Here is a 17,205-nt window from a genome sequence, read left to right on the forward strand (position 1 = left end):
CCCGGTTCCACCGGCCGCCGCCGACCGCGCCACGCCGCGCTCGCCCCGGGCCGCCCGCTTGGGCGATAATCGGCGTCCCCGTTCCCGAGCGCCCCCGACGACCTCGTGTACAGCCTTGCCCGACCCTTTCTCTTCGGACTGGATGCCGAACGAGCGCACGGCCTAGGCCTGACGGCGCTGGAAACCGCTTATCGCAGCGGCCTCAATCCACTCATGGCACGGCCGCCCAAGCCGCTGCCGACCAAGGTCTTCGGCCTGAGTTTCCCCAATCCGGTCGGCCTGGCCGCCGGCCTGGACAAGAACGGCGCCCACGTCGACGCCCTGCTCGCGCTGGGCTTCGGTTTCATCGAGATCGGCACCGTCACGCCCAAGCCGCAAGCCGGCAACCCGCGTCCGCGGATGTTCCGCCTGCCGGAACAGCAGGCGGTGATCAACCGCCTGGGCTTCAACAACGACGGCGTCGACGTCCTGGTACGCAACGTCGCCAAGGCGCGGCGCAAGCGCGGCCTGCTCGGCATCAACATCGGCAAGAACAAGGACACGCCGAACGAGAACGCGGAGAGCGATTACCTCTACTGCCTCGAACGCGTGTACTCGCTGGCCGACTACATCACCGTCAACATCTCCTCGCCGAACACCGCCGGCCTGCGCGAACTGCAGGAAGAGCAGTCGCTGCGCCGCCTGGTCGGCAGCCTGCGCGAGGCGCAGGAGAAGTTCGCCGCGCGCGAAGGCCGGCGCGTGCCGATGCTGGTCAAGATCGCGCCCGACCTGTCCGACGACGACATCGAGGCCGCCGGCCGCGTGCTCGGCGAGCTGCAGGTCGACGGCGTGATCGCGACCAACACCACCGTCGGCCGCGACGGCGTCGAAGACAGCCCGTATGCGAAGGAGGCCGGCGGATTGTCCGGCCGCCCGTTGATGAGCCAGTCGACCACGGTGCTGCGCAAGATGCGCACGCGTCTGCCCGAGAACATTTCGATGATCGGCGTCGGCGGGATTCTGTCCGGCGCCGACGCGGTGACCAAGATGGCCGCCGGCGCGAGCCTGGTGCAATGCTATTCGGGGCTGGTCTATCGCGGGCCGGCCCTGGTCCACGAGTGCGTCGAGGCGATCCGGCGCCGCAAGGAAGCGCCCAGCCGCGGCAACGTCCCGCCGACGATCTGAGCCCGCCGCCATCCACCCTCGCCCTCATCTACCGATTCCCCACCCGCAGGCACGGTCCGCAGGCATGAACGCATGAACCCGAGCGTGCGCGTGCTGCGCGACGCCTCGCTGCAAGACCGCAACAGTTTCGGCGTCGCCGCGCGCGCGCCGTGGCTGGTCAGCGTCGACGACGCCGCGGCCCTGCCCGAGGCGCTCGACCGCGAAGAATTGCGCGACGGCCTGGCCCTGGTGCTCGGCGGCGGCAGCAACCTGCTGTTCGCCGGCGATCCCGACGGCGCCGTGCTCGAACTCAGCGGCCGACGGGTGCGCATCGTCGAGGACGACGGCGAACGCGCGATCGTGCGTGCCGACGCCGGCGTGCCCTGGCACGGCTTCGTCATGCAGATGCTGGCGCAAGGGTTCGCCGGCCCCGAGAACCTCGCCCTGATCCCGGGCACGGTCGGCGCCTCGCCGATCCAGAACATCGGCGCTTATGGGGTCGAGGTGCGCGAGTTCGTGCACGCGGTCGAGGCTTTCGAGCCGGCCACCCGGCGCTGGCTGCGCTTCGACAATGCACAATGCGGGTTCGCCTATCGCGACAGCCTGTTCAAGCAGGCGCCGGACCGTTACCTGATCGGCGCGGTCGAGTTTTCGCTGTCGCGCAGGCCCGCGCTCAAGCTCGACTACGCCGGCATCGGCGAGGAACTGGCGGCGATGGGCGTCGACGCGCCGACGCCGCAGGCGGTCGCCGATGCGGTGATCGCGATCCGCCGGCGCAAGCTGCCCGACCCGGCCGTGCTCGGCAATGCCGGCAGCTTCTTCAAGAACCCCATCGTGCCGCTCGCGCAGGCCGACGCCCTGCTGGCGGAGCATCCCTCCATGCCTTCGTTCCGCGGCCCCGATGCCGGCACGCGCAAGCTGTCGGCGGCCTGGCTGATCGACGGCTGCGGCTGGAAGGGCCACCGCGACGGCGACGCCGGCGTGTCGGCCGCGCATGCCCTGGTGCTGGTGAACCACGGCCGCGCCAGCGGCGCGCAACTGCTCGAGCTGGCCCGCCGCATCGCCGCCTCGGTGCAGTCCCGCTACGGCGTCGCGATCGAACCGGAACCGCGCCTGATCGGCGCCGCGTGGTGAACGCCGCGCCGGCGCATCCGATGCGGGCGGCCAGCCTGATGCTGGCCAGCACGATCTCGTTCGGCGTGATGACCATCGCGATCCGCTTCGCCTCGCACTCGCTGCATACCTTCGAGATCGCCTTCTTCCGCAACCTGTTCGGCCTGCTCGCGGTGCTGCCGCTGTTGCTCGGCGCGCAGCGCGCGGACCTGCGCACCCGGCAGCTGCCGAAGTATTTCGTGCGCTGCCTGATCGGTATCTGCTCGATGCTCGCCGGCTTCTGGGCGATCGGCCACCTGCCGCTGGCGCAGGCGATTTCGCTGACCTATTCGACCCCGATCTTCGTCACCATCGCCGCGGTGCTGTTCCTGCACGAACAAGTGCGCGCGCGGCGCTGGCTCGCGGTGCTGGCCGGCTTCGTCGGCGTGCTGGTGATCGTGCGCCCGGGCTCGGCGGATTTCTCCATCGACAGCCTCGCCGCCCTGCTCGCGGCGGTGCTCGGCGGGGTGATCTCGATCCAGATCAAGCAGCTTTCGCGCATCGACTCGGCCAATACCATCGTCCTGTACACCTATGCGTTCTGGGTGCCGATGTCGTTGATCCCGGCCTTGTTCGTGTGGCAATGGCCGCAGGGCACGGTATGGTGGTGGATCGTCGCCGCCGGCGTGTTCGGCACCGGCGGGCAAGTGCTGTGGACGCATGCGCTCAAGCTCGGCGAAGTGTCGGCGCTGACGCCGATCAGCTTCATGCAGCTGCCGCTGGTCGCGCTGGCCGGCTGGCTGTGGTTCGGCGAAAGCCTGGATGCCTACACGGTGACCGGCGCGGCGATCATCCTGGCGTCCAACGCCTACATCGCCCATCGCGAAGCGGTGCTGGCGCGGCGCGCGGCCTCGGCCGCCGCGACGGCGGGAGCGGTGCCGGGGGAATAGGTCGCCGCGCATTCGCGGCCTGTGCATGGGCGCCGGCCGGACGGCACCTGGCACCTGGCGGTGCCGCTGCCGTTCCCGAAAAAACTTGAAGCTGCCGGCCGTTACCGAATGCGTGCACCCGCCCTGTGCGCCCGGCCCGTGCGCTCCACCTGCGGACAGACCCGACACGTGTTGCAGCGCACGACGGCGACCACCGCGTCCGGCCATTCCGTGACCGGGGTCCGGGCATTAGCGGACAGGCGCGGCCGCATTCGCGGTCAATCTGCACGGATCGGGTCCGGCGCACGCCGGCGCGATTGACGCGGCCGTGCGGCGGACGATATCCAGACGCGGCAGTACGGAGGGGAACCGGCCACGCGCACGCCCTAGCGCGCGCCGGTAACGCGACCCGCTCCTCCCTTCATGACGATCCAAGGAGAGAGATCATGGCACTGAGCCGTCACGTGGCCGTCGCCCTTCTGGGCGGCGCCGTCGCCTTGTCCAGCCTGCCCTCGCATGCCGAGCAAGGCGATTACGGTTTCTTCGAAACCCTGCGCAACCTGTTCTCGCCGCCCAAGGCCGACAACAAAGTCCAGCCGGTGCAGCGCAGCGGCCAGTATCCGCTGCTCAGTCGCGATGCCGCTCGCGCCGACGGCTTCGACCCCGGCGCCTATTACCAGTGGCAGACGGTGCAGTTGCCGGCCGAGACCGGCGCGGTCTGCGGCAACGGTTCGCCGTACAAGATTTTCGTCAACCGCGTGCCCGACACCACCAACACCATCATCTACATGGAAGGCGGCGGCGCCTGCTGGGACTATGCGAGTTGCTCGGGCCAGGGCGGCGTGCGCGGCGCGCGCAACCCCAACGGCGTGCCCGACGACTACATGAAGCTGCTCAATCCCGGCGCCAGCCTGGTCAGTCCGTTCGTGACCCGGGTCAGTCCCTTCGACGGGGTCAAGACCCAGGGCTGGAACATGGTCTACGTGCCCTACTGCACCGGCGACCTGTACGGCGGCGACAAGGTCGCGGTCTACGACGACCCCAGCGGCCAGGCCCCGCCGCTGGTCTGGCACCACAACGGCCTGCGCAATTCGCGCGCGCTGACCGCCTGGCTCAAGGACAATCTGCCGCGGCCCGCGCAAATGCTCAGCACCGGCTGCAGCGCCGGCGGCGCCGGCAGCCTGATCAACTACGACCCGCTGCGCCGCGATCTGTCGCCGAGCCGCGCCTTCCTGATCGACGACTCCGGTCCGATCTTCCCGACCCCGCGCAACGGCGATCCGGCGCAGTATCCGTCGCAGCCGCTGATGGCGCATATCCGCGGCGCCTGGGGCCTGGACGCGCCGAACGGGCCGCTGGCCTATCTCGCCAGCGGCCTGCCGCAGTTCGATCTCGACGAACTCGGTTCGATCTACCCCGCGCTCGCCAACAAACACGCCAGCGACCGACTCGGCGCGACCCACTTCTGGAAGGATTTGAACTACTCCTCGTACTCCTACGAACGTTTCCACCCCGACATCCAGTCGGCACCGAACCAGGCCGCCAAGGAAGCGCTGATCCACGCCAAGTGGGCCGGCGATACCCAACGGCTGTCCGAGCGGCTCAACGGCCTGGACAACTTCGGCGGCTATTTCCCGCAGTATCGCGCCTTGAACGAAAGCCATTGCACGACCATCGTCGATTTCAAGAACGGCGACGTGCAGGAGCAGAGCCTGGAGTTGAAGCACTTCATCGACAGCGTGCTCGACGGCAACGGCAAGGTGCGCGACGCCTCCGAGCAGGACGACAGCCGCGACAAGGCCAAGCCGTTCAACCTGCTGTACTGGCTGGTCGACCAGTTGCTGGCCTGACCGCCCGAGAACCGGAAGGACCCAGGCGCAATGCGCACGATCCTCCTGTGGCTGCTCGCACTGACCGCCGTGGCCGTGGCCGCGGCGGTCACCGGCGGCTGGCTGCCGCCGTCGAAGGCGAAAGCCGATACGGCCGGGGCCGCCGGCAGCCCACACAACGCCGCGACGCCGCAGTTGCAGGCGCTGCTGGCGACGCCGCAGGCGCGCAACTACCGCCAGCGCCAGCAGTTCCAGCGCGACGCGCAACGCTTCTTCCGCGAGGCGCGCAGCCTGGGCCCGGCTGCACGCAGCCAGCGCGCGCAGGTGCTCGAGCAAAAGATCGACGTCTACGAGAACGCCGGTGAACTCTCCGCCGGCGAGACCCTGCTGCTGCGGGTCGGGCTGATCCAGGCCACGGTCGCCGACCCGGCCGAACAGGCGGCGCTGGTCGAAGCGCTCGCCCAGCGCTACCGCGGCGACGCCGCCCGCCGCAATGCCCGGTGGCAAGCGCAACAACAACGGGACCCGCGCTTCCAGGACTACAAACAACGCGAACGCGACGTGGTCGCCGAAGTCATGGCGATGCAAGCGATTCCCGGCGGCCTCGACCGGGACGAATACCTGCGCCAGCGCCTGCAGGCCGAACGCGAACGGGCCTACCGCTAAGGCCTTCGACGACTGCGTTCGACACGGCCGACCCGCAGCGACTGCTTAGTCGCCTTCGGCCACTTCCACCCGATTGCGGCCGCCGCGCTTGGCCGCGTACAAGGCCTGATCGGCGCGCGCGAACGTCGCCGCCGCGTCCTCGCCGGGGCGGTGCGTGGCCAGGCCGATGCTGATCGTCAACGGCAAACCCACCGGCAGGTTCGCGACCGCCTCGCGCACGTATTCGCACTGCAGCTGCGCTTGCGCCTGGCCGCACTCGAACATCATCAGGAACTCCTCGCCGCCGTAACGCGCCACCCCGCCCGGCGCGGTCGCATACAGGCGTAGGGCGTCGGCCACCGCGAGCAGGACACGGTCGCCCTCGGGGTGGCCGTGGATGTCGTTGATGGTCTTGAAGTGGTCGATGTCGAGCACGGCGACGTGCAAGCTCGCCGGCGCCTGTTGCCGCGTCAATGCCTGCTGACGCGCCAGTGCCTGTTCTAGCGCCAGTGCGAATGCGCGCCGGTTCGGCAGCCCGGTCAGCAGGTCGGTGCGGGTCAACGCGGTGAGGTCGGCGTTGTCGGCTTCGAGTTCGGCCTGGTACTGCAGCAGCCGCTGCTCGTACCAGTCGCTCTCCTGCAACTGCCGCGCCAGGGCGCGGCTGACCCGGCGCAATTCCAGCAGGCGCGAGGTCTGGGTCGACAAAGCCTGCAGGGCGAGGTACTGGTGCTGGCGCAACTCGCGCGGCTCGCGGTCGATCACGCACAGGGTGCCCAGCGCCTCGCCGCCCGGCGTCACCAGCGGCGCCCCGGCGTAGAACCGGATGTTGGGGTCGTCGAGCACCAGGGGGCTGTCGGCGAAACGCGCATCGTTGTGGGTATCCGGCACCACCATGGTCCGGTTCGGCTCGAGGATGGCGTGGGCGCAGAACGCCAGCTCGCGCGGCGTCTCGCTCGCGGCCAGGCCGATCCGCGATTTGAACCACTGCCGGTCGGCGTCTATCAGACTGACCAGGGCGGTGGGCACATCGCAGATCGCGGCCGCGATCGCGACCAGATCGTCGAAGTCCTTTTCCGGTGCGGTGTCGAGGATGTCGTAGCTGCGCAACGCCGCCAGGCGGGCGGCTTCGTTGGCGGGTATCTCGGGTTTCTGCACGACTCGGATTCCTGGCGTCGGACTGTCGAACCCCATCCCCTGTCATGGTCTCCGACCTGCGGAGTCTAGCAAGGCCCTGCCGCCACGGAATCCGGTCCGGGTGCGACTCCGGGCCGGCCGCCTTGCCCCGGAACCGTTCCATGCGCAAGTGCGGCAACGCGCCGGACCCCGTTTCGCCGACCGCCGTCACGGCCGTTGCGCGATGGCGTGCGTTCCTGTCTGTCGCATTGGCTGCAATGTCGGCCCGCTACAATCGAGACGCCTTGCGGGCGCGCCGGCGGCCCGCGAGCGACCGACTGGAACGGCCGCACCCATCGCCACAGAGAGGGCCACGTGCAAGTGGAAACGAACGATTACGTCGAACTCAAGAGCGAGATTCTCGACGGCATGCGCAGCTACATGGAAGAGCTCAAGGAAGACGGCAGCGACGCGGGTTACACCGCCCGGGACATCGACGACTGCGAACGCATCATCGATCGTTTCCTCGACATCGTCGCCAGCGCCGCCGGCGATAACGCCCGCGCCAGCGGCGCGGTCAAGGACGCGGTGCTCGCACTCAACGCCCTCAACACCCGCTGCGGCTACAGCCTGATCGAGACCGACCAGCGCGAAAGCCTGTGCGAACTCATCATCGGAGCCGCCGCAGCCGCCGGCGTAGGCTCGGGTCAGGACGACATCACCGAGGAATGGCGGGAGTGGTGAGTTTCGGCTCACCGCATTGAACGCAATACCGGGCGCGAACCGCAGCGGCATGGCCGCATGGATCGGCGGGTTCTCGCCCGATCGTCGAGGAGTCGCTACACAGCCCGCTGCGATTCCCTGCTCCGAGCGAGTGGCCGGCAACCCTACCGACGTGTCTCGGCAACGCATGTTCGGGATTCTTCGCCTCGCACCGAACCCAGCGCCAAGGCCAGACGGAAGAACGCCATCCAGGCGATGACGCTCCGCAGCCTACGGCTACGTTGCGTGGTTCCGCGCGCAGTTCTCATGGCTCATCCGTGCAGTCAGCCGTTGCAGCTGAAACCTTCGATGCGGGCGACTTACCTGCTTCCCGTCGTCATCTTTCTTCGTATGAAATGTGCTTTGCAAGCGGTCGAGTACAGCAGGACATAGCGGATGAATTTTTTGAACATGAGTGTGCAGATGACACATCCGTCGCCGCTCGGCGGTCGGGACTCCATAGTTGCCGAGAGCAAGAAAACCGACTCACCGGTCGATTGCTATCGACCGATGTACGACCCACACGGGGCTTACACGCGAATCCGAGACACAAAAAACCGGGCCCGCGAACGGGCCCGGTCTGGATGACGCTTCAGCCTGGGGTCGTTACGGCGTGACGGTCAAGGCCACCCGCAAGGCGACCTTCGGCCGCACCGGATCGTCGCTGGCCACGCAGACGTAGCCGACGTGTCCGCCCGGCGCGAGGCCGGCGGTGTTGATGCGCACGCGATTGGCGATCGCGCCGTGCCCCGGCACGGTGCCGAAGGCGCGGGTCGGCGCGCCGATCCACGGTGCGCCGCAAGCGCTCAGGCCCTGGATGTCGTAGGCCAGTCCGGCGAAGCCGGCGCCGGCCAGCCAGGTGCCGACACCGGTCGCGTTCGGCGCGATCGTGCGGAACTGGCTGTCGCCGCTGTTGGAGGCGTACCAGACCCAGCGGTTGGCGAAGCTGCTGCGCGCATTGACCACCAGCCAGTAGCGGCCCGGGGCGAGTTCGACGTCCTGCCCGGCGGCGGCCAGGTCCAGCGCGATGTTGGCGCCGTCCAGGGTCACGCCCGCGCCGTTCGGCGCCGCGGTGTAGCTCCACACCGCATTGCCGGCGAGCGGATTGCTGCTCGGGTTGCCGCCGTTGTCGGCGTACACGCTCCAGCTGATGCTGGTCGCGGTGCTCGCTAGGGACGCACCGCTGGACACGAAGCCTTCCGAGAACAGCTTGGACAGGCGGGTGGTGTCGGTCAGGGTGAAGTCGTCGCTGGAGAACTGCGCCGGCAGGCCGCCGGCCGAGGCCGGATCGGTGTAGATCGTGCTGCGGAAGCCGCTCGCGACGCCCTCGCTGCTGGCGTTGACCACGGTGCGCGAAGCCGAACCGGTGTTGTCCACCTGGAACTGCAGCGGCGAGCCGCTGGTGTTGCCGATGCTGAAGTCGGCGAAGCCGCGGCTGCCGGCCTTCAGGCTCAACGACACCTGCTCCGGGCTCAGCGCGATCGCCGGCGGCTGCACTGCGACCGCGATCGGCAGATGCAGCTCGGGCGATGCGCGGGTCAACAGCGGCTTGAGGTCGAGCTGGCCGAAGTGCCAGCTCCCGTCCTTGGCGAAGCCCGCGCTCAACACGATCACGTGCACCGTCGTGCTCTGGCCCGGCGCCGACAGGAACACCGGCGGGAAGGCGATGCCGTCGAGCCCCTTGACCTGGGCCAGCCACAGCTCCGGCTTGCCCTGGGCGTGGCGGAAGGTGCGCTTGAAGGTGCACGAACCGTAGCACTCGCGCTTGGCGAGGCTGGCCAGGTTGAGCTTGGAGACATCGCCGCCGGTGGCCGGGTCGGCCGCCAGGAAGTTCGCCGTCGTCTCGTTGAGCACCAGTCCCGAACGCAGCGCGCGATCGACCTGGATGCGGCCGGCGCCCTTCGCGAACGCGTCGGCGGGCGTGACTTCGTCCTCTTTGAAGACCTCTTCCTTCGAAGTCATCATCAAGGCCGACTTGATCTCGTGCGAGGTCCAGTCCGGCTTGGCCTGGCGCAACAGCGCGGCGGCGCCGGCCTGATGCGGCGAGGCCATCGAAGTGCCGCTGAGCAGGCCGACGATGTTCTCGCTGCCGGTCAGGGTGGTGCCGGAAATCACCGCCAGCACGTTGACGCCGGGCGCGGTGACGTCGGGCTTGATCAGATCCAGCCCGTCGGTCGGCCCGCGCGAGCTGAAACCCGCCAGCACGTCGGGCGTGTTCGGAATCGGCGAGGGCGGGAAGTTGATCCCACCGGTCGTGGTATTGCCGTTGCCGGCGGCGAAGTCGCGCAAGGCGTCGCTGTCGGTCTGCGCGGCGAGGAAGGTCGGGATCGTCGTACCCGGCACGCTGGGCGCGGTGACGCCCGGCTGGTTGTTGGCGATCACTACCGCGACCGCACCCGCGGCCGCGGCGTTGTTGACCTTGACCGTGAAATTGCAGGTGCCGCGACGCACCACCGCGATCGCATTCTGGAACGCGGCCGCCGGGAACGCGGCGCAACCGTCGGCGGCGGTGTCGATGCCGGCGCTGACGCGCACCGGCGTGGTCGGCGGCAACGAAGCAGCGAACGCCGCCCCGGACACGCCTTCGGTCAACTGCACCGCCTGCAATGCCGGAGGCACGGCTCCGGGGCCGGTCGCCTGCAGCAGATAGGCGAAGGTGCCGCGGCCGTGTTGGGCCGCCGCAGTCGTCGAGGTCCACGGTTCCTGGTGGCCGAGCGTGTTCGGGCCGGGGCCGCTGTTGCCGGCCGAGGTGGCGATGTAGATGCCGGCATCGGCCGCGTTGAGGAAGGCCAGCGACACCGCTTCGCCCCAGGGCGAGGCGCCGCCGCCGATCGAGTAATTGATCACGTCGACGCCGTCGGCGATCGCCTGGTCGACCGCGGCCACCGCCGAGGTGTTCGGGCATTGGCCCTGGTTGGTCGCGATGATCGTGTAGCAGATGTCGTAGGCGATGATGTTGGCGTGCGGGGCGACGCCGGAAATGCGGATGTCGCGGCCCTTGAAATTAGCGGTCCAGGCATTGCCGGCCGCGGTCGACGCGGTATGGCTGCCGTGGCTGTTGGTGTCGCCGAAGCCGGGCTCTTCGCGCAGGCCCGGAACGCCGCAGGTGTTGCCGGGCGGTCCGCAGACGAAGTCGTACCCGCCGATCAGCTTGTCGTTGCAGCGGCCCTCGTCGACGCCGCCGGGGGCGCAGGTGCCGAGGTAGTTGCCGCTGCCGTTGGGATTGATGTGCTGATAGCCGGTGTCGTCGATCGCGGCGAACGCCGGGCTGCCGAAGTTGATGCCGGTGTCGAGCACACCGACCACCACGCCTTCGCCGCGGAACGGGGTCGGGCTGGCGTTCCACAAGGCAGGCGCGCCGATCAGCTGCGGACCGACGTCGGTCGCCAGCGGATACTCGCGGTATTCCTCGACCAGTTCGACGCCGGGCAGCTTGGCGATGCGCGCGGCTTCGTTCTGGGTCATGCGGGTCACCACGCCGTTGACGGCGTGGTGCATGCGGCGCTCGATCGCGAGCGGACGGCCGATCAGGGAACTGATGCCGCGCTCGTGATCGCGCTGTACGGTGTCGAGATGGCGCACGTAGCTGCGTGCTTGCGCGCTGTGCACGTCGATGCGATTGGCGCCGCCCGCGCTCTTGGCCGCGGCGCTGTTCGCGTTCTGCGCGCCGGCCAGGCGTTGCGGCGCGGGCAGGCCCGCGACTTCGCCGTGGTAGGTGCTGAGCGGCGCTTCCTTGTACAGCACGATGTAACGGCTGGTCTGGGTTTCCAGGCCGCTATGGACCCGGTTCGGCGATGGCGCGCCGCCGATCGCGCCCGCATCGGCCGGGCGGTCGTTCGAGAGGCCGCGGATCGCGGCTCCCGCGAGCGCCGCCAGCCCGACCAGGCTGATGGCGACCGTCAATCGGTTCAGTGCAGTTGGCATGAGAGATCTCCTCGTCCGTTCGCGAAGAAACCGCCCCACGTCTGCCCCCTCAGGCATGTCGCGGCTCGAATTCAGGAAGGTAAAGATCGTCGACGACGAACGGCGGCCCCTGCCCCGTGCCCGCAGCCCCCAGCGCCCTTCCAAGCGCTGGAACTACCGCAAACGCAACGAGGCGCAGCCTCCCCTCCCAAGCCGGCAGACTGCGGGAGCTCCGAACGTCGCGGCGTGATGAGTACCACAGTTTCGATGCGTCCACAGATGCCGTTTCGGCATGTTGCAGCGCTGAAACCCGGGGGCCCGGCGAGCGTCGTCTTGATCCGGATGCGAGGCCGTGCGCGCGCTGGGACCGAGCGGCCCTGTCGCCTGCCGCGATGACACCGCAAACGAAGACGGCGCCCCGCGGGACGCCGTCGTTTTGTTGCATCGCCGCAGATCACGGCGCTTGTCGCGCGTCGCAGCCAGCGTCGCGGCGACGCGTGCGGCTTCGCCGCAGCCGTCGCCGCCCGACCGGCTTACCAGCCGAAGCCGACGCCCACGCCCGCCGAGCTTTCCGAGTCGCTGAACGCGCCGCCGACGGTGACCGTCGCGCGATCGCTGATCGCGCGCTGGTAGCCGATCGACAGGGCCTGCTCGCCACCCTGGAAACCCGCGCCGACGGCGATGCGGTTCTGGGTGCGCAGGCCGGCCGCGCTGGCCGACATCTGCACCATCGCCGAGGTCATCGCGCCGATCTTGTCGATGCGTTCGTCCTGCTTGTTGAAACGCCAGTTCATGTCGTCGCGCAGCTCGTTGATCGCCGCGGTCGGAGCCGCCAGCATCTGGTTCATGCGCGCGTCCGTGTAGGTGTTGGCGCTGCGCAGGGTCTGCGCATCGCCGGCGTCGGCGCGTGCGTTCGCACTCGCGAGCGTCTGCGCATCGCCGGCCTGCACCTGGGCGACGTTGGCCGCATCGGTCGGCGCGGTGCCGGCGGCGACGTTGGAAACGCGCGTACCGCCGCCGCCCTGCAGGGTGACCTGGGCCTTCGAGGCATCGTCGTAGGTTACCGACGAAGCCACGCCGGCGCCGACCCGCGTGTAAAGATCGGTCAGCCGGCCGTCGACCGCGGAGAACGCCGCGCCGACGTCGTTGTAGTTGCCGCCTTGAATCACGTAGGTCGGCGGGGTGAACACGCCGCCGGCGAAGCTGGCGCCGCCGCCGAACGCGCCGCTGAGGGTGTTGAGCTGCGACAGGTTGACCGCATCGGTGTCCTGGGTGGCGGCGGCGACGTTGACCAACTGGCGCTCGCTGCCGGCCGCGCCGAAGGAGACGGTGTTGGCGCGGTCGGCGATGGAGTCGCTGCCGAGCGCGACCGAGCCGACGGCCGACGCCGAGCTGTTGGCGCCCAACGCGGTGGCGTTGTCGACGCTGGCCGAACTGCCGGCGCCGCTGGCGGTGGAGAAACGTCCGCCGGCCGTGCTGGCCGAACCGCTCGCGGTGGAAAACTCGCCGGCCGCGGTGGCGCTGTCGCCGATCGCGCTGCTGTTGGCGGCCGAAGCGGTCGCGCCGGTGCCCACTGCGGTGCTCTGGTCGCCCGCGGCGGTGGTGCCCGCGCCGATCGCGACCGCGCCGATCGCACTGGCGGTGGCGCCCGCACCGGTAGCCACGGCGAAGTCGCCGTCGGCGCTGGCGCCCTGACCGCAAGCGATGGCGCTGCCGCCGTTGGCGGTGGCGCCCCCGGTGGTGGTGCCGCCGAAGCCGTCGTCGAGCACGCAGGGCTCGCCGGCCCAGACGGTTGTGCAGGCCAGCGACAGAGCGGCGGCGAGAAGAGTCTTGTGCGAAATGTTCAAACTGTCCCCCAGTAGGATGTCGTGCGCCGCCGCGGATCCGTGCATCGGCGCGACGGCGGAAAGAGCCATCGACGCGGACCGCGCAGGCGGCCGCGCCGGGTTTCGAAGTGCCGGACCCGTAGGGGGCCCGGCACCCGGAGCGTTACGGCGAGGGCGTGACCGTCAGGGCCACCCGCAGCGCCGCCTTGGGACGCAGCGGATCGTTGCTGGCCACGCAGACATAGCCGGAGTAGTTGCCAGGCGTCAGGCCGGCGGCGCTGATCTGCACCAGGGTGTCGACGCTGGCGCCGACCGCGAGGCGGCCGAACGCGCGCGACGGCGCGCCGATCCAGGTGGCGCCGCAGGCGTTGGCGCCCTGCAGCTGGTAGGCCAGGCCAGGCGCGCCGGCGATCGCCGACCAGGCACCGCTGCCGTCGGGGTTGATGATCGCGCCGCGGTAGATGCTGTCGCCGCTGGTGGCGTTGAACCAGAACCAGCTGGTCGCCAACGGCGCGCGCACCGACACCACCAGCCAGTAGCGGCCGGCCGGCAGATTGAGGTTCTGGCCGGCGGCGGCGAGGTTGAGGCTGATGCTGGCGAAGCCCGAGGTCGACACGCCGGCGCCGTTCACCGCGGAGGTGTGGCTCCACACCGCCAACTGCGGCGTCGACTCCGGATTGCCTTCGGGGTTGCCGCCGACGTCGCGGAAGATCGACCAGTTGATGTTGGTCGACGTCGCCAGGCTGCCGCCGTTGACGAAACCGTCGGCGACGATGCGGGTGATCCCGGTCGCGTCGCTGAGGGTGAAGTCGTCCGCCGACAATTGGGCGCGCGCGCCGACCGTGGCCGCGTCGGTGAAACGGGTCGAGCGGCGGCCGTTGGCGTTGTTCGGCAACTGCGCCACCAGCGTGCGTCCGCCGTTGCCGGTGTTGTCGATCTGCCAATCCAGGTTGGAACCGCCGATGTTGCCGAGGCGGAAGGTCACGTTGCCGCTGCTGCCCTGAGCCAGGGTCAGCGCGGTCGACGGCGTGGCGTCCAGGCGCGGCGGCTGCACCGCGACCGCGATCGGCAGGCGCAACAGCGGCTGGCTGGTGTCGCCGCCGGACGGCGTGAGCACCAGCTTGCCGAAGTTGAAGTTGCCGTTGGGCGCCAGCGAGCTGGTGCTGACGGTGATCTTGACCGTCTTGGTCTCGCCCGGGTTGAGCGTGAACAGCGACGGCGAGACCAGCGCGCTCAAGCCCTGCACCTTGCCGGTCCAGGTCTGGCGGGTCGGCAGCGCGTTGCGGAAGGTACGGGTGAATGAGCACGAGGTGGCGCAGCTGTACTTGGCCATGCTGGCCAGGTTCAACGCCGAGACCTCGCCGCCGGCGGCCGGATTGGCCGCACGGTAGTTGGCGGTGGTTTCGTTGAGCACCAGGCCGGCACGGATCGCCTGGTCCAGCTGCAGGCGGCCGGCGCCCATCGCGTGCGCATCGGCCTGAGTGACGCCGTCCTCCTTCAGCACTTCCTGCTTGGCGGTCATCATCAGCGCCGACTTGACCTCGGCCACGGTCCAGCTCGGACGCGCCTGACGCACCAGGGCGGCGGCGCCGGCATGATGCGGCGAAGCCATCGAGGTGCCGCTGATCAGGCCGACCGAGTTCTCGCTGCCGCTGATCGACGTGCCGGCGGTGACGGCCAGGATGTCGACGCCCGGCGCGGTGATTTCGGGCTTGATCACGTCCAGGCTGCCGGCCGGGCCGCGCGAGCTGAAATCGGCGAGCTGGTCGGGCGTGTTGTTGACGATCACCGACGGGTACGGAATGGCGCCGACGCTGGTGTTGGCGTTGGCGTTGGCGAAATCGCGCAGCAGATTGCTGTCGGCCTGGCTGGCGACGAAGGCCGGAACGGTCGCTCCGGTCACCGTCGGAGTCAGCCCCGTCGCCTGGTTGTTGGCGATGATCACCGCCACCGCACCCGCAGCCGCGGCGTTGGCGACCTTGTCGGTGAAGTTGCAGGTGCCGCGACGTACCACCGCGATCGAGTTCTGGAAGGTATTGGCCGGGAACGCGGCGCAGCCGTCGTTGGCGGTGTCGATGCCGGCGCTGACCCGCACCGGCGTGTTGGCCGGAATGGCAACGGCGAACGGCGTGCCGCCGCTGCCCTCGGTCAGTTCGATCGCCTGCAGGTCGTCGGGCACGCTGCCCGGACCGGACACCGACAGCACCCATGCGAAGGTGCCGCGGCCGTGCTGCGATGCGGCGGTGGTGGCGACCCACGGCTCCAGATGGCCGGAACTGTACGACCCCGGACCGTCGTTGCCCGCAGCGGCGGCGACGTAGATGCCGGCATCGGTGGCGTTGAGGAACGACAGCGAGGTCGCTTCGCTCCACGGATTGGAACCGCCGCCGATGGAGTAGTTGATGACGTCGACCACGCCGTCGGCGATGGCCTGGTCGATCGAACGCACCGTGGCGGTGTTCGGGCACAAGCCGCGGCCGGTGGAGATCTGGGTGTAGCAGGCGTCGTAAGCGATGATGTTGGCGCGCGGCGCGACACCGGAAATACGGATGTTGTGGCCGCGGTAACTCGCGGTCCAGGCGTTGCCGGCCGCGGTGGAGGCGACGTGGCTGCCGTGGCTGTTGGTGTCGCCGAAGCCGGGCTCTTCGCGGATGTCGGCCACGCCGCACTGGTTGCCCGGCGCGTTGCAGACGAAGTCGTAGCCGCCGATCAGCTTGTCGTTGCAGCGCCCTTCGTCGACGCCGCCGGGCGCGCAACTGCCCAGATAGGTGCCGGCACCGAGCGGGTTGACGTGCTGGTAGCCGCTGTCGTCGATCGCGGCGAAGGCCGGGCTGCCGAAGTTGATGCCCGAGTCGATGATGCCGACCACCATGCCTTCGCCACGGAACCCGGTCGGAGCGGCGTTCCACAGCGCCGGCGCGCCGATCAGCGCAGGGCCGACGTCGGTGGCCTGCTCGTATTCCTTGTACGGCTCGACGAAGCGCACTTCGTCCAGTTGGGCGAGGCGATCGGCCTCGCGCGGGGTGAGCTGGGCGACCATGCCGTTGAGGGCGTGGCGCATGCGGAAATCGATGCGCGGGCTGCGGCCGAGCAAACCGCGGATGCGCTGCTCGTGCTGGGCCTGGACATCCCCCAGATGCTGCACGTAGCTGCGCGCCGCCGCGCTTTGAACGTCGATGCGTCCATTGCCGGCGACCGTGCTCGGCAGGCGCTTGGGCGCCGGCAGACCGCGCAGTTCGCCCTTGTAGCTGCCCAACGGCGCTTCGCGGTAAACCACGATGTAGCGCTGATAGCCTTCCAGCGCGGCCTCGCTGGGCAACGATGGCGCTGGTGCGCCGCCGATCGGCCCGCTCGGGCCGGCATCGCGGCCGGACATCAGCGCGCTAGCCCCCGCGACGGCGGCGACCGCGGCGATCGCCGCTGCAATGGAAGTTCTCTTCATCACTTTCCGCATTCCCCTAGCCCCTCTTTGCTGACGCATGCGCTAAGCGCAATGCCTGGCCAACGCGGCCGGCATTGCGCACTCGTGTAGGGGGAAGGTGGATCTGTCGCGGCGCCGGCATGGACACGGCCCAGGTGCTGCGTTGCTCCTTCCCCCTGAAGTCACAACGCAGGCGGATTGGCATCCCCCCACCCGTGTCACACTTTATTTGTTTGCGGGACAATTTTGCCAGTGTTGGCGAAACCGGCCACGCACTGGCCGCCGAAGCCCTTGCTTTCCGACTTCCGACCGGGTAGGAGTCCGCGCCGGGCGCAACGGCCTGCGCGGCCCATCCGGTACACCGCCGCGATCGGGCGGCGGCGCTGGTGCGAGCGGCGCCGGCGCTGCCGGGTCGACCTTCGCGGGTCCGGCCGAGCGGATCGTCGAGTGCCTGGACCGAACGCCGCACCGAAAGCGTCGCGGCCAGGCTTAGCGGTCGAGGCGACGCGCAAGGCCGCTTTGGGCATCGAGGCATCGTTGCT

At 69.4% G+C, this 17,205-nt stretch carries 10 protein-coding genes; 6 read left to right on the plus strand and 4 right to left on the minus strand.

What is annotated here, in order from left to right; all coding sequences use genetic code 11:
- The first annotated feature begins 105 nt into the window (after positions 1-105).
- The 5 genes from ACSAMQ_RS12590 to ACSAMQ_RS12610 all read left to right on the plus strand — a co-directional run bounded on the left by ACSAMQ_RS12590 (position 106) and on the right by ACSAMQ_RS12610 (position 5,659).
- On the plus strand, positions 106-1,164 hold the full coding sequence (locus tag ACSAMQ_RS12590) for a quinone-dependent dihydroorotate dehydrogenase (RefSeq protein WP_435395971.1): 1,059 nt from the start codon (positions 106-108) through the stop codon (positions 1,162-1,164).
- Positions 1,165-1,236: 72 nt separating this feature from the next.
- A complete protein-coding gene (gene murB / locus ACSAMQ_RS12595; protein WP_435395972.1) occupies positions 1,237-2,277 on the plus strand; it encodes a UDP-N-acetylmuramate dehydrogenase in 1,041 nt (346 codons plus the stop codon).
- 20 nt (positions 2,278-2,297) lie between these two features.
- Complete coding sequence (locus tag ACSAMQ_RS12600; RefSeq protein ID WP_435395988.1) at positions 2,298-3,185, plus strand: DMT family transporter; 888 nt, start codon at positions 2,298-2,300, stop codon at positions 3,183-3,185.
- A gap of 425 nt (positions 3,186-3,610) precedes the next feature.
- On the plus strand, positions 3,611-5,014 hold the full coding sequence (locus ACSAMQ_RS12605; RefSeq protein ID WP_435395973.1) for a pectin acetylesterase-family hydrolase: 1,404 nt from the start codon (positions 3,611-3,613) through the stop codon (positions 5,012-5,014).
- A gap of 30 nt (positions 5,015-5,044) precedes the next feature.
- Entirely contained in the window at positions 5,045-5,659 is a 615-nt protein-coding gene (locus ACSAMQ_RS12610; protein ID WP_435395974.1) for a hypothetical protein, read from the plus strand.
- Positions 5,660-5,704: 45 nt separating this feature from the next.
- Here ACSAMQ_RS12610 and ACSAMQ_RS12615 read toward each other — a convergent pair whose 3' ends face one another.
- Positions 5,705-6,829 carry a GGDEF domain-containing protein gene (locus ACSAMQ_RS12615; protein ID WP_435395975.1) on the minus strand — a complete coding sequence of 375 codons (1,125 nt, stop codon included), beginning with the start codon at positions 6,827-6,829 and terminating at the stop codon, positions 5,705-5,707.
- A gap of 297 nt (positions 6,830-7,126) precedes the next feature.
- On the opposite strand from ACSAMQ_RS12615, the gene ACSAMQ_RS12620 reads away from it, so the two are divergent.
- On the plus strand, positions 7,127-7,495 hold the full coding sequence (locus ACSAMQ_RS12620) for a hypothetical protein (protein ID WP_435395976.1): 369 nt from the start codon (positions 7,127-7,129) through the stop codon (positions 7,493-7,495).
- A gap of 624 nt (positions 7,496-8,119) precedes the next feature.
- Here the strand turns inward: ACSAMQ_RS12620 and ACSAMQ_RS12625 are convergent.
- From ACSAMQ_RS12625 to ACSAMQ_RS12635, 3 genes are all read right to left on the minus strand, one after another.
- Positions 8,120-11,437, minus strand: a complete 3,318-nt coding sequence (locus ACSAMQ_RS12625) for a S8 family serine peptidase (protein ID WP_435395977.1) — start codon at positions 11,435-11,437, stop codon at positions 8,120-8,122.
- Between the two features lie 512 nt (positions 11,438-11,949).
- The gene (locus ACSAMQ_RS12630; RefSeq protein ID WP_435395978.1) at positions 11,950-13,263 is read right to left on the minus strand and encodes a YadA-like family protein; all 1,314 of its coding nucleotides are present in this window, start codon (positions 13,261-13,263) and stop codon (positions 11,950-11,952) included.
- Between the two features lie 142 nt (positions 13,264-13,405).
- Entirely contained in the window at positions 13,406-16,696 is a 3,291-nt protein-coding gene (locus tag ACSAMQ_RS12635; protein WP_435395979.1) for a S8 family serine peptidase, read from the minus strand.
- Between the last annotated feature and the right edge of the window lie 509 nt (positions 16,697-17,205).

The sequence above is a fragment of the Lysobacter sp. 1R34A genome (genome assembly GCF_051217035.1).
Lineage (GTDB): Bacteria > Pseudomonadota > Gammaproteobacteria > Xanthomonadales > Xanthomonadaceae > Lysobacter.

Bases quoted from the DNA above. Each gene is read 5' to 3' on its own strand.
- murB (WP_435395972.1), top strand. From the start codon at position 1,237: ATGAACCCGAGCGTGCGCGTGCTGCGCGACGCCTCGCTGCAAGACCGC.
- ACSAMQ_RS12600 (WP_435395988.1), top strand. From the start codon at position 2,298: ATGCGGGCGGCCAGCCTGATGCTGGCCAGCACGATCTCGTTCGGCGTG.
- ACSAMQ_RS12605 (WP_435395973.1), top strand. From the start codon at position 3,611: ATGGCACTGAGCCGTCACGTGGCCGTCGCCCTTCTGGGCGGCGCCGTC.
- ACSAMQ_RS12610 (WP_435395974.1), top strand. From the start codon at position 5,045: ATGCGCACGATCCTCCTGTGGCTGCTCGCACTGACCGCCGTGGCCGTG.
- ACSAMQ_RS12615 (WP_435395975.1), bottom strand. From the start codon at position 6,829: ATGGGGTTCGACAGTCCGACGCCAGGAATCCGAGTCGTGCAGAAACCC.
- ACSAMQ_RS12625 (WP_435395977.1), bottom strand. From the start codon at position 11,437: ATGCCAACTGCACTGAACCGATTGACGGTCGCCATCAGCCTGGTCGGG.
- ACSAMQ_RS12635 (WP_435395979.1), bottom strand. From the start codon at position 16,696: ATGCGGAAAGTGATGAAGAGAACTTCCATTGCAGCGGCGATCGCCGCG.